Annotated in this window: 10 protein-coding genes; 9 read left to right on the forward strand and 1 reads right to left on the reverse strand. The window is 59.9% G+C overall.

The features are described 5' to 3' along the window. Positions 1-92 precede the first annotated feature (92 nt). Entirely contained in the window at positions 93-1196 is a 1104-nt protein-coding gene (gene gbdR, locus ALO80_RS04265) for a choline metabolism transcriptional regulator GbdR (RefSeq protein ID WP_055005999.1), read from the reverse strand. 781 nt (positions 1197-1977) lie between these two features. On the opposite strand from gbdR, the gene ALO80_RS04270 reads away from it, so the two are divergent. The 9 genes from ALO80_RS04270 to purU all read left to right on the forward strand — a co-directional run bounded on the left by ALO80_RS04270 (position 1978) and on the right by purU (position 12834). Further along, positions 1978-2925 carry a choline ABC transporter substrate-binding protein gene (locus ALO80_RS04270; RefSeq protein WP_054985689.1) on the forward strand — a complete coding sequence of 316 codons (948 nt, stop codon included), beginning with the start codon at positions 1978-1980 and terminating at the stop codon, positions 2923-2925. Positions 2926-2989: 64 nt separating this feature from the next. Then, positions 2990-3838 (forward strand): choline ABC transporter permease subunit, encoded by an 849-nt coding sequence (gene choW, locus ALO80_RS04275; RefSeq protein WP_174518942.1) that lies wholly within the window; start codon positions 2990-2992, stop codon positions 3836-3838. Next, the gene (gene choV, locus ALO80_RS04280; RefSeq protein WP_055006002.1) at positions 3835-5013 is read left to right on the forward strand and encodes a choline ABC transporter ATP-binding protein; all 1179 of its coding nucleotides are present in this window, start codon (positions 3835-3837) and stop codon (positions 5011-5013) included. The genes choW and choV overlap by 4 nt, the downstream gene beginning before the upstream one ends. Before the next feature lie 269 nt (positions 5014-5282). Next, positions 5283-6536 (forward strand): serine hydroxymethyltransferase, encoded by a 1254-nt coding sequence (gene glyA / locus ALO80_RS04285; protein ID WP_055008060.1) that lies wholly within the window; start codon positions 5283-5285, stop codon positions 6534-6536. 17 nt (positions 6537-6553) lie between these two features. Beyond that, positions 6554-7804, forward strand: a complete 1251-nt coding sequence (locus ALO80_RS04290) for a sarcosine oxidase subunit beta family protein (RefSeq protein ID WP_002555602.1) — start codon at positions 6554-6556, stop codon at positions 7802-7804. A gap of 15 nt (positions 7805-7819) precedes the next feature. Next, positions 7820-8116: a sarcosine oxidase subunit delta gene (locus ALO80_RS04295; RefSeq protein ID WP_054985721.1), complete on the forward strand. Its 297-nt coding sequence runs from the start codon at positions 7820-7822 to the stop codon at positions 8114-8116. Continuing rightward, positions 8113-11133 carry a sarcosine oxidase subunit alpha gene (locus tag ALO80_RS04300; RefSeq protein WP_055008061.1) on the forward strand — a complete coding sequence of 1007 codons (3021 nt, stop codon included), beginning with the start codon at positions 8113-8115 and terminating at the stop codon, positions 11131-11133. The genes ALO80_RS04295 and ALO80_RS04300 overlap by 4 nt, the downstream gene beginning before the upstream one ends. 48 nt (positions 11134-11181) lie before the next feature. After that, a complete protein-coding gene (locus ALO80_RS04305; RefSeq protein ID WP_055008062.1) occupies positions 11182-11814 on the forward strand; it encodes a sarcosine oxidase subunit gamma in 633 nt (210 codons plus the stop codon). 162 nt (positions 11815-11976) lie between these two features. Continuing rightward, a complete protein-coding gene (gene purU / locus ALO80_RS04310) occupies positions 11977-12834 on the forward strand; it encodes a formyltetrahydrofolate deformylase (protein ID WP_055008063.1) in 858 nt (285 codons plus the stop codon). Positions 12835-12846 lie beyond the last annotated feature (12 nt).

Here is a 12846-nt window from a genome sequence, read left to right on the forward strand (position 1 = left end):
TTACCACGCCAGAGTTGTATGACCCCTATCGTGCGGCGCTCCGCGCCGCATGCCTTTCTGGACGCTCTGCGTCCTCTTGTGGCGTAGGGCGACTAAAGCCTCACACTCGCAAACGTAGACTCGTTACGCGCCTGACTCAGTGCCGACATAGGCCCGGACAACGGGGCAAGCACCAGCGCCTGCGGGATTGGCATCATGGCAACCTGTTGGGCGGTGTTGGAGCCGACGCGCTCGTCACGCGGCGGAATGCCGAAGTACTCGCGATAGCACTTGGAAAAGTGCGGCGTCGACACGAAGCCGCACACCGACGCCACTTCGATGATCGACATCGGTGTCTGCTTGAGCAGTTGACGGGCGCGGATCAAACGCAGTTTCAGGTAGTAGCGCGACGGCGAGCAGTGCAGGTATTTCTGGAACAGCCGCTCCAGTTGCCTGCGTGAGACGGCAACGTAAACTGCCAGCTCATCAAGGTCGATCGGCTCTTCGAGATTGGCCTCCATGAGTGCCACGATTTCCTGCAGCTTCGGCTGATTGGTGCCGAGCATGTGCTTGAGCGGCACGCGCTGATGATCCTGTTCGTTGCGAATGCGCTCGTAGACGAACATTTCGGAAATGGCTGCCGACAACTCACGGCCATGATCGCGACTGATAAGGTGCAGCATCATGTCCAGTGGCGCGGTGCCGCCAGAGCTGGTGAAACGATTGCGGTCCAGCGTGAACAGCCGGGTGCTCATGGATACACGTGGAAACGCTTCCTGCATCGCCGCCAGACATTCCCAATGCACACTGCAATCGAAACCATCCAGCAAACCGGCGCACGCCAGCGCCCAACTGCCGGTGCACACTGCGCCCAGACGACGGGACTGACGCGCCTGGCCCTGCAGCCAGCTCACATGCTCTCGCGTCACGGTGCGCTGAATGCCGACGCCACCGCAAACAATTACGGTATCGAGTGCCGGGGCTTTGTGCATCGCAGCATCCGGCGTGATCTGCAGACCGTCGCTGGCCCAGACCTGACCGCCATCCACGCTCAGCGTGGTCCAGCGATACAGCTCGCGGCCCGATAACTGGTTGGCCATGCGAAGAGGTTCTACCGCCGATGCGAGGGAGATCAGGGTGAAGTTATCCAGCAGCAGAAAGCCGATGGACTGTGGCGCGCGGTTCTGGGGTTGAGTCCCTTGATTGAACGATGTCATCACACTATCTCCTCACATATGGCAATGGTTGGCCCCAGGACAGGCTCTTCTTATAGCCCTCGTCATTGCAGGGCTTTGTGATGCAGTCGCAAATCCCATGCCGGAATTTGATCGCTCATTCAAGAACACCTGAAAACGACGTCGCGAAGCGTCTAACCGGCTGCGACCCACGTACCTGTTTGCGACGGCGAGGCCGCAGCATGGGCAGTTCGATGAGCAGTTCGGTAGCACTCGACGGAAACGACCAGGGGGTCCTCGCACGCCGAGTGCTACTCAAGGCACATGCCAAGGAAACCCGGCCGAGGGCAGGCGTTCGCGCTAAAAAGTGGCGGCTGGAAGGAAGCGTGATCGAAAAACGCGCAGCCACCAGAAATGGCACCCGACCTCGCGTAACCACTGCCAGATCCGACCCGATAATGAACTTGTCGGCGTTACCCCCCTCCAAAAGACCGCGTTCGCGCAGGCACCGACCTGCCAACCGACCGCTGCCGAACTGCGCAGCGACTGTGTAACGTACTGGCCGTTTTTCAGTAGTTCCGACACTGCAACCGGGCGTGCGTACGATGCAACGAATCTGTAAGCGACCTTGCGCACACTGGATACGACGCCGCCTGCACTGGATACGACGCCCCCTGTAGGCGTTTGATTTTCCCTGTTACATGATCGGTTCCGACTCGATCGCCCGGCGCAGTGATGGAGCTTCGCGAAAAGCCTCGCCAACCATAAGCCGCGTCAGCGCTCACCTGCTGATGACTAGAAAAAACTTCACAGGAGTCCACCCATGAAAGGTTCCAAATCGTTGCTGTTGGCCGCCACGCTCTGTATGCCGGTGCTCGCTCAGGCAGCCGAGCCAGAGGCCTGTCATACGGTCAACTTCTCCGATGTAGGCTGGACTGACATCACCGTCACCACTGCGGTCACCAGCGCTGTACTCGAGTCACTGGGCTACAAGACCAAGACCACCATGATTTCCGTACCGGTGACCTACAAGTCGCTGGCGGACGGCAAGAACATGGACGTTTTCCTCGGCAACTGGATGCCGACCATGGAAAACGACATCAAGCCGTATCGCGAAGCTGGCACTGTCGAAACCGTGCGTGCCAACCTGGAGAACGCCAAGTACACCCTGGCAGTGCCGGAAGCGCTTTACGACAAGGGTCTGCATGACTTCGCCGACATCGCCAGGTTCAAGAAGGAACTGGGCGGCAAGATCTACGGCATCGAGCCCGGCAATGATGGCAATCGCCTGATCCAGAGCATGATCGACAAGAACGCTTTCGGCCTGAAAGACGCAGGCTTCAAGGTCGTCGAATCCAGCGAAGCGGCCATGCTGTCGCAGGTCGATCGCGCCGTGAAACGCAAAAACGATGTCGTGTTCCTGGGTTGGGAACCGCACCCGATGAACACCCGTTTCAAGATGAAATATCTTACCGGCGGTGATGACTTCTTCGGCCCCAACTATGGTCAGGCGACTATCTACACCAATACTCGCAAAGGCTACAGTCAGGAATGCGGCAACGTAGGCCAGTTGCTCAAGAACCTGTCCTTCACACTGGACATGGAAAGCACCCTGATGGGCAATGTGCTGGACGACAAGATGAAGCCTGATGCCGCCGCCAAGGCGTGGATCAAGAAGAACCCGCAAGTGCTCGACACCTGGCTCGCAGGCGTGACCACAGTTGATGGCAAGCCAGGCCTGGAGGCAGCCCGGGCCAAGCTGACCCAGTAAGCCGACAGCAGGCGGGCCTGGCCCGCCTGCTGCCCTCTTCACCTCCCGCAAGCGGACACCCGATATCATGCTGACTGATCAAAAAATCCCTCTGGGCGAGTACATCGCCTCATTCGTCGACTGGTTGACGGCAAACGGTGCCGACTACTTCGACGCGATTGCCTCGACACTGGAAATGATGATCCACGGGTTCACCTTCGCGCTGACCTGGTTCAACCCGCTGGTATTGATCGGCCTTATCGCCGCCCTCGCGCATTTCATCCAGCGCAAGTGGGGCCTGACGGTTTTCGTCATCCTTTCGTTTCTGCTGATCCTCAACCTGCATTACTGGCAGGAGACCATGGAAACCCTGGCGCAGGTGCTCTTCGCCACGCTGGTATGTGTCGTCATCGGCGTGCCGCTGGGCATCATTGCCGCGCACAAGCCGCTGTTCTACACCATCATCCGGCCGCTGCTGGACCTGATGCAGACCGTTCCCACGTTCGTCTATCTGATTCCGACCCTTACGCTGTTCGGCCTGGGTGTGGTGCCCGGTCTGATCTCGACAGTGGTTTTCGCCATTGCGGCACCGATTCGCCTGACGTATCTGGGCATCCGCGATGTGCCTCACGAACTGCTGGATGCCGGCAAGGCCTTCGGCTCGTCGCGCCGCCAGTTGCTGACGCGCATCGAACTGCCCTACGCAATGCCCAGCATTGCCGCCGGGATTACCCAGTGCATCATGCTGTCGTTGTCGATGGTCGTGATTGCCGCGCTGGTCGGTGCCGACGGCCTGGGCAAACCGGTGGTCAATGCACTCAACACGGCCGATATCGCGCTCGGCTTCGAAGCCGGTCTGGCAATCGTATTGCTGGCAATCATGCTCGACCGTATCTGCAAACAACCTGAAGCCAAGGTAGGGTCCGACGCATGAGCATCATCAAATTCGACAAGGTAGACGTCATCTTCGCCAAGGACCCGCGTGAAGCCCTGAAATTGCTGGACGAAGGCCTCACGCGTGACCAGATCCTCAAGAAGACAGGACAGATCGTCGGCGTCGAGAACGCCAGCCTGGACATCGAGAAAGGCGAAATCTGCGTCCTGATGGGGCTGTCTGGCTCCGGAAAATCCAGCCTGTTGCGTTGTATCAACGGCCTCAATACCGTCAGCCGCGGCTCGTTGTTCGTCGAGCATGAAGGCTCGCAGATCAACATTGCCAACTGCAGCGCCGCCGAGCTGAAAATGATGCGTACCAAACGCATTGCCATGGTCTTTCAGAAATTCGCCCTGATGCCCTGGCTGACAGTGCGCGAGAACATCAGCTTTGGCCTGGAGATGCAGGGTCGTCCCGAAAAGGAACGACGCAAGCTGGTGGATGAAAAGCTCGAACTGGTGGGCCTGACCCAGTGGCGCAACAAGAAGCCGGACGAGCTGTCTGGCGGCATGCAGCAGCGAGTGGGGCTGGCCCGTGCGCTGGCAATGGACGCCGACATTCTGCTGATGGACGAACCGTTTTCGGCGCTCGACCCACTCATCCGCCAGGGTTTGCAGGATGAACTGCTCGCCCTGCAAAGCAAGCTGAGCAAGACCATCGTCTTCGTCAGCCACGATCTGGATGAAGCGCTCAAGCTCGGCAGCCGGATCGCGATCATGAAGGACGGCCGCATTGTTCAGTACAGCGTGCCGGAGCAGATCGTTCTCAACCCGGCAGACGAATACGTCCGGACCTTCGTTGCGCATACCAATCCACTGAATGTGCTGTGCGGTCGCAGCCTGATGCGCACGGTCGATGAGTGCACACACCTCAACGGATCGGTATGCCTGGACCCGAGCGGCGATTCGTGGCTCGATCTGGCCGAGGGCAATGTGATCAAAGGTGCACGGCAAGGTGCCACGCCACTTGATCTGCAGAACTGGGCCCCCGGTCAGGACGTCGGCACCCTGGAAAGACGCCCCACTCTTGTGCACTCCAACATCGGCATGCGCGACGCATTGCAGATCCGCTACCAGACCGGCAACAAGCTGGTTTTGCAGGACGGCAATAAAGTGGTGGGCATTCTCGGTGACACCGAGCTGTATCACGCCCTGCTGGGCAAAAACCACGGCTGAGGCCTGAAGGTTAACGCCTGAAACCGGCAAGCCCGCTCCCCTGCTCTGGACTGACACCAGACGGGAGCGGGCTTTTTCGTTTGTGGCCTGGTCATTGCGCCACTCTTCTTTCGCTATTTCTGCTCCCCCGTCCCCCATGTCGTAAACGCACCTTTGTGTGGCGTCCATAGGCATTTGGCGTCTTCGGTCCGGCCCTACCATCGCTCTCAGAGGGCTCTGTTCGGCCCTAACGACAAGTCAGGCGCCGCGCCGCCGCTGGGAGATCCGCGATGTTCAGCAAGCAAGACCAGATTCAGGGTTATGACGACGCACTGTTGTCGGCGATGAACGCCGAGGAGCAGCGTCAGGAAGACCATATCGAGCTGATCGCCTCGGAGAATTACACCAGCAAACGCGTGATGCAGGCCCAAGGCAGCGGCCTGACCAACAAGTATGCCGAAGGCTATCCCGGCAAGCGCTATTACGGCGGCTGCGAGCACGTCGACAAGGTCGAACAACTGGCCATCGAACGCGCAAAACAGTTGTTTGGTGCCGACTATGCCAACGTCCAGCCGCACTCCGGCAGCCAGGCCAATGCGGCGGTCTATCTGGCCCTGCTCCAGGCGGGAGACACCGTACTGGGCATGAGCCTGGCCCACGGTGGTCACCTGACCCACGGTGCCAAGGTCAGTTTCTCGGGCAAACTCTACAACGCCGTGCAGTACGGCATCGACACCGCAAACGGGCTGATCGATTACGATGAAGTCGAACGCATCGCCGTCGAATGCCAGCCGAAAATGATCATTGCCGGCTTCTCGGCCTACTCGAAGACCCTGGATTTCCCGCGCTTCCGTGAAATCGCCGACAAGGTGGGGGCCTACCTGTTTGTCGACATGGCGCACGTCGCCGGTCTGGTTGCCGCCGGTCTCTACCCGAATCCGGTGCCTTATGCAGACGTGGTCACAACCACCACCCACAAGACCCTGCGCGGCCCACGTGGCGGGCTGATCCTCGCCAAAGCGAATGAAGAGCTGGAGAAGAAATTCAATTCCGCTGTGTTCCCCGGCGGTCAGGGCGGCCCGCTGATGCACGTCATCGCCGCCAAGGCCGTATGTTTCAAGGAAGCAATGGAGCCGGGTTTCAAAGCCTATCAACAGCAAGTCATCGACAACGCTCAGGCCATGGCCCAGGTATTTATCGACCGTGGCTTCGATGTGGTCTCCGGCGGCACCGACAACCATCTGTTTCTGGTCAGCCTGATCCGTCAGGGCCTGACCGGCAAGGACGCCGACGCAGCACTGGGCCGTGCGCACATCACCGTCAACAAGAACTCGGTGCCCAATGACCCGCAGTCGCCCTTCGTAACCTCGGGCCTGCGTATCGGCACCCCGGCCGTCACTACCCGCGGCTTCAAGGTGACCCAGTGCGTCGAACTGGCAGGCTGGATCTGCGACATTCTCGATAATCTCGGCGACGCCGATGTCGAGGCCAACGTCGCCAGTCAGGTCGCAACCCTGTGCGCCGATTTCCCGGTTTATCGCTGAGTCAGGAGTAGCCTTACATGCAGCATTACTCAGGCTTCGGCCTTCTCAAGCATTCCCTCAGCCATCACGAAAACTGGCAGCGCATGTGGCGCACGCCGACCCCGAAGAAGGTCTATGACGTGGTCATCGTCGGCGGCGGCGGACACGGCCTGGCGACGGCCTACTATCTGGCCAAGGAGCACGGCATCACCAATGTGGCCGTGGTCGAGAAAGGCTGGCTGGGCGGCGGCAACACTGCGCGCAACACCACCATCGTGCGCTCCAATTACCTGTGGGACGAGTCGGCCCACCTTTATGAACACGCAATGAAGCTGTGGGAAGGCCTGTCACAGGACCTGAACTACAACGTCATGTTTTCCCAGCGCGGCGTCTACAACCTGTGCCATACCTTGCAGGACATGCGTGACTCCGAACGCCGGGTCAGCGCCAACCGTCTGAACGGCGTGGATGGCGAATTGCTCAACGGCAAACAGGTCGCGGAGGAAATCCCGTATCTGGACTGCTCGAAGAACACCCGTTACCCCATCATCGGCGCAACGGTCCAGCGCCGGGGTGGTGTCGCTCGTCACGATGCGGTGGCCTGGGGTTTTGCGCGTGCCGCTGATGCGCTGGGCGTAGACCTGATCCAGCAGACGGAAGTCATCGGCTTTCGCAAGGAAAACGGCGTGTGCATCGGCGTCGAAACCAACAAGGGTTTCATTGGTGCAAAACGTGTCGGCGTAGTGACCGCCGGCAACTCCGGGCACATGGCAAAACTCGCAGGCTTCCGTCTGCCGATCGAGTCGCACCCGTTGCAGGCGCTGGTCTCCGAACCGATCAAGCCGATTATCGACAGCGTCATCATGTCCAATGCCGTACACGGCTACATCAGCCAGTCGGACAAGGGTGACCTGGTGATCGGTGCCGGTATCGACAGCTGGGTCGGTTACGGCCAGCGCGGCTCATACCCGGTGATCGAGCACACCATCCAGGCCATCGTAGAAATGTTTCCGGTGCTTTCCCGCGTGCGCATGAACCGCCAGTGGGGAGGCATCGTCGACACCACGCCGGACGCCTGCCCGATCATTTCCAAAACACCGGTGCCGAACATGTTCTTCAACTGCGGCTGGGGCACAGGCGGCTTCAAGGCCACGCCGGGCTCGGGCAACGTGTTTGCGGCCAGCCTGGCCAAGGGTGAAATGCACCCGCTTGCCAAGCCATTCTCCATCGACCGTTTCCACAACGGCGCGCTCATCGACGAACACGGCGCTGCAGCCGTAGCCCACTAACAGGAGAACCCGACCATGCTGCATATCTTCTGTCCTCACTGTGGCGAACTGCGCTCCGAAGAGGAATTCCATCCATCCGGCCAGGCGCACATTCCGCGTCCGCTGGACCCTTCCGCCTGCACCGACGAGCAATGGGGCGATTACATGTTTTTCCGCGATAACCCGCGCGGCCTGCACCACGAGCTGTGGATACACGCCGCTGGTTGCCGCCAGTACTTCAACATGACACGCAATACCGTGACCTACGAGATTCTCGAAACCTATCCGATTGGTACCAAGCCGCAGTTCACGGACCGGGGAGACATGGTATGAGCCAGACCCATCGCCTGCCCAACGGCGGCCGCATCAATCGCAGCAAGGTGCTCAACTTCACCTTCAACGGCCAGACCTACCAGGGCTTTGAGGGCGACTCGCTGGCCTCCGCCTTGCTGGCCAACGGCGTCGATATCATCGGGCGCAGCTTCAAATACTCTCGCCCGCGCGGCATCTTCGCGGCGGGTTCGGAAGAGCCCAATGCAGTGCTGCAGATAGGCGCGACCGAAGCGACGCAAATCCCCAACGTACGTGCGACTCAACAGGCACTCTACCCGGGACTGGTGGCGACCAGCACCAATGGCTGGCCAAGCGTCAACACCGACGTCATGGGTATTCTGGGCAAAGTCGGCGGCAAGCTGATGCCACCGGGTTTCTACTATAAAACCTTCATGTACCCGCAATCGTTCTGGATGACTTACGAAAAGTACATCCGCAAGGCCGCAGGCCTGGGGCGCTCGCCGACAGAGAACGATCCGGACAGCTACGACGCGATGAACCAGCACTGTGACGTACTGATCGTCGGCGCAGGCCCTGCAGGTCTGGCAGCCGCACTGGCAGCAGGCCGCAGCGGTGCCAGAGTGATCATTGCCGATGAACAGGAAGAGTTCGGCGGCAGCCTGCTGGACAGTCGTGAAAGCCTGGACGGCAAGCCTGCTGCCGAGTGGGTGACCACGGTGGTGGCCGAACTGAAAAGCCTGCGCAACGTGACACTGCTGCCCCGTGCCACGGTCAACGGCTATCACGATCATAATTTCCTGACCATTCACGAACGCCTGACCGACCACCTCGGTGATCGTGCGCCCATCGGCATGGTTCGCCAGCGCATGCACCGCGTGCGCGCCAAACGTGTGGTACTGGCCGCAGGTACTCACGAGCGGCCGCTGGTTTATGGCAACAACGACGTGCCGGGCAACATGCTGGCCGGTGCCATTTCAACCTATGTTCGCCGTTACGGCGTAGCGCCCGGCAAGAAACTGGTGCTTTCCACCAATAACGACCACGCCTACCGCGTCGCTCTGGACTGGCTCGACGCCAGCCTGCAAGTGGTCGCGATTGCCGATGCGCGGCACAACCCTCGCGGTCCGCTGGTGGAGGAGGCGCGGGCCAAAGGCATTCGCATCCTGACCGGCAGTGCAGTGATCGAAGCCCGTGGCAGCAAGCGCGTGAGTGCTGCCCGTGTCGCGGCCATCGACGTCAAGGCGCATGCCGTGACCAGTCCTGGCGAATGGCTTGAATGCGATCTGATTGCCAGCTCCGGTGGCTACAGCCCGATTGTGCATCTGGCCTCACACCTGGGCGGCAAGCCTGTATGGCGTGAAGACATCCTGGGTTTCGTACCGGGCGAAGCACCACAGAAACGCGTGTGCGTGGGCGGCGTCAACGGTGTCTACAACCTGGCTGACAGCTTGGCCGATGGTTTCGAAGGAGGCGTGCGCGCTGCCAGCGAAGCGGGCTTCAAGGTTGTCGAAGGCGTAATGCCCAAAGCGCTTGTGCGTACCGAGGAGCCGACGCTGGCGCTGTTCCAGGTGCCGCATGAAAAAGGCACCGCACGGGCTCCCAAGCAATTCGTCGATCTGCAGAACGACGTGACCGCTGCCGCCATCGAGCTCGCAACCCGCGAAGGCTTCGAGTCGGTCGAGCACGTGAAGCGCTACACCGCACTGGGTTTCGGCACCGACCAAGGCAAGCTGGGCAACGTCAACGGCCTGGCCATCGCCGCCCGTTCGCTGAACGTGTCGATCCCGGAAATGGGCACCACCATGTTTCGGCCCAACTACACACCGGTGACCTTCGGCGCAATCGCCGGACGTCATTGCAAGCACATCTTCGAACCGGTGCGTTTCACTGCACTGCACGCCTGGCATGTCAAAAACGGTGCCGAATTCGAGGATGTCGGACAGTGGAAACGCCCTTGGTACTTTCCGAAAAACGGTGAAGACCTGCCCGCAGCAGTCGCTCGTGAATGCAAGGCCGTACGTGACAGCGTGGGTCTGCTGGACGCATCGACGCTTGGCAAGATCGACATTCAAGGCCCGGATGCCCGCGAGTTCCTCAACCGTATCTACACCAATGCCTGGACCAAACTGGATGTGGGCAAGGCGCGCTATGGCCTGATGTGCAAGGAAGACGGCATGGTCTTCGATGACGGTGTAACAGCCTGTCTGGCCGACAACCACTTTCTGATGACCACCACCACAGGCGGCGCTGCACGCGTCCTGCAATGGCTGGAAATCTACCAGCAGACCGAATGGCCGGACCTGAAGGTGTATTTCACGTCAGTGACCGATCACTGGGCGACTCTGACGTTATCAGGCCCCAACAGTCGGAAATTGCTGAGCGAAGTTACCGACATCGATCTGGGCCGTGAGGCGTTCCCGTTCATGACCTGGAAAGAAGGCCTGGTCGCAGGGGTGCCAGCACGCGTGTTCCGTATCTCGTTTACCGGCGAGCTGTCCTACGAGGTCAACATTCAGGCCAATTACGCCATGGGCGTACTGGAAAAGATCGCCGAAGCAGGCAAGCAGTACAACCTGACGCCTTACGGTACCGAAACCATGCACGTCCTGCGTGCCGAAAAGGGTTTCATCATTGTCGGTCAGGACACCGACGGCTCGATGACCCCTGACGACCTGAACATGGGCTGGTGTGTCGGCCGGACCAAGCCGTTTTCCTGGATCGGCTGGCGCGGCATGAATCGTGAAGACTGCGTACGTGAGCAGCGCAAGCAACTGGTCGGCCTCAAGCCCGTAGACCCAGCCAAATGGCTGCCGGAAGGTGCGCAACTGGTGTTCGATACCCAACAGGCGATCCCGATGAGCATGGTTGGCCACGTGACCTCGAGCTACGCGCACAACTCGCTGGGCTATTCGTTCGCGATGGGTGTGGTCAAAGGCGGCCTGAAGCGTCTCGGTGAGCGTGTGTTTGCGCCGCTTGCAGACGGCAGCGTGATCGAAGCCGAGATCGTTTCTTCGGTGTTCTTCGATCCAAAGGGCGAGCGCCAGAATGTCGAGTAACGCGCGGTGCGCCGATCAGCAGCACACAGAATTCAAGGCAGGTGACTCATGACCACAGCGAACGTTTACCAGCAGTACCCGACCCTCGATGTCAAAGCCGAGTCGCCACTGTTCCATGCAAACCTCGACAGTCTGGTCGGCAAGGGTCGCGCCAGCCCGGGTGTTCTCCTGCGCGAGAAAAAGCTGCTGGGGCACTTGACGATTCGCGGCGACGCGCATGATCCGGCGTTCGCTGCCGGCGTGCACAAGGCGCTGGGCATGGAGTTGCCCGCCGCGCTGATGCTGGTCACCAGCGGCGAGCGCTCGCTGCAATGGCTTGGCCCGGATGAGTGGCTGCTGATCGTGCCGGGCGGTGAAGAGTTTGCGGCAGAACAGCAACTGCGCGAGGCACTGGGCGGGCTGCATATCTCCATTGTCAACGTCAGCGGCGGCCAGTCGATTCTTGAACTGAGCGGGCCTGACGTGCGCCGGGTGCTGATGAAATCGACCAGTTACGACGTGCATCCGGATAACTTTCCGGTGGGCAAGGCAGTCGGCACCGTGTTTGCCAAGTCGCAACTGGTGATCCGCCGGACCGGTGAAGAGACCTGGGAACTGCTGGTCCGCCGTAGCTTCTCGGATTACTGGTGGCTTTGGCTACAGGATGCGAGTGCCGAGTACGGGCTGAGCATTCAGGCGTGAAAAGCCCGGGAGACCGCAGTGTCAGTCTCAATGAAGACTCTGTGGGAGACTCCTGTGGGAGCGTCGCCCGGTACGCTCCCACAAGTTTTGTGTATAACGCGCAGCATTGGCACGAGAGTCAGCCGGATCTGTGGATAACGAACATTCAGGAGCATTGATTCAATGAGCCGCGCGCCCGACACATGGATTTTGACCGCCGACTGCCCAAGCGTGCTGGGCACGGTGGATGCAGTGACCCGCTTTCTGTTCGAGCAGGGTTGCTATGTGACAGAACACCACTCCTTCGACGATCGCCTGTCGGGGCGTTTTTTTATTCGCGTGGAATTTCGCCAACCGGACGCTTTCGACGAACAGGCATTCCGCGCCGGGCTAAGTGAAAGAGGCGAAGCGTTCGGCATGATCTTCGAGCTCACGGCGCCCAACTACCGGCCAAAAGTGGTGATCATGGTCTCCAAAGCCGATCATTGCCTGAATGACCTGCTCTATCGCCAGCGTATCAATCAACTGTCCATGGACGTCGTCGCGGTGGTGTCCAATCACCCTGATCTTGAACCGTTGGCTGGCTGGCACGGAATTCCGTACTACCATTTCCCTCTCGACCCGAACGACAAGCCGGCACAGGAAGCAATGGTCTGGCGCGTCATTGAAGAGTCCGGCGCGGAACTGGTGATTCTTGCCCGTTACATGCAGGTCCTGTCACCTGATCTGTGCCGCAAGCTCGATGGCAAGGCGATCAATATCCACCACTCGTTGCTGCCGGGTTTCAAAGGTGCCAAGCCTTACCACCAGGCCTACAACAAAGGTGTGAAACTGGTCGGTGCCACCGCGCATTACATCAACAACGATCTGGACGAAGGTCCGATCATTGCTCAGGGCGTGGAAGTGGTCGATCACAGCCACTATCCCGAAGACCTGATTGCCAAGGGTCGAGACATCGAAGGACTCACGCTGGCCCGTGCAGTGGGCTATCACATTGAACGGCGAGTGTTCCTCAACGCCAACAGGACGGTGGTTCTGTAGCTGCAAGCTTGC

The sequence above is a fragment of the Pseudomonas caricapapayae genome, assembly GCF_001400735.1.
Classification (GTDB): Bacteria; Pseudomonadota; Gammaproteobacteria; order Pseudomonadales; family Pseudomonadaceae; genus Aquipseudomonas; species Aquipseudomonas caricapapayae.

What these genes read in the sequence shown, in the direction of transcription:
- gbdR (WP_055005999.1), bottom strand. Translation starts at nt 1,196, where the DNA reads ATGACATCGTTCAATCAAGGGACTCAACCCCAGAACCGCGCGCCACAG.
- ALO80_RS04270 (WP_054985689.1), top strand. Translation starts at nt 1,978, where the DNA reads ATGAAAGGTTCCAAATCGTTGCTGTTGGCCGCCACGCTCTGTATGCCG.
- choV (WP_055006002.1), top strand. Translation starts at nt 3,835, where the DNA reads ATGAGCATCATCAAATTCGACAAGGTAGACGTCATCTTCGCCAAGGAC.
- glyA (WP_055008060.1), top strand. Translation starts at nt 5,283, where the DNA reads ATGTTCAGCAAGCAAGACCAGATTCAGGGTTATGACGACGCACTGTTG.
- ALO80_RS04290 (WP_002555602.1), top strand. Translation starts at nt 6,554, where the DNA reads ATGCAGCATTACTCAGGCTTCGGCCTTCTCAAGCATTCCCTCAGCCAT.
- ALO80_RS04295 (WP_054985721.1), top strand. Translation starts at nt 7,820, where the DNA reads ATGCTGCATATCTTCTGTCCTCACTGTGGCGAACTGCGCTCCGAAGAG.
- ALO80_RS04300 (WP_055008061.1), top strand. Translation starts at nt 8,113, where the DNA reads ATGAGCCAGACCCATCGCCTGCCCAACGGCGGCCGCATCAATCGCAGC.
- ALO80_RS04305 (WP_055008062.1), top strand. Translation starts at nt 11,182, where the DNA reads ATGACCACAGCGAACGTTTACCAGCAGTACCCGACCCTCGATGTCAAA.
- purU (WP_055008063.1), top strand. Translation starts at nt 11,977, where the DNA reads ATGAGCCGCGCGCCCGACACATGGATTTTGACCGCCGACTGCCCAAGC.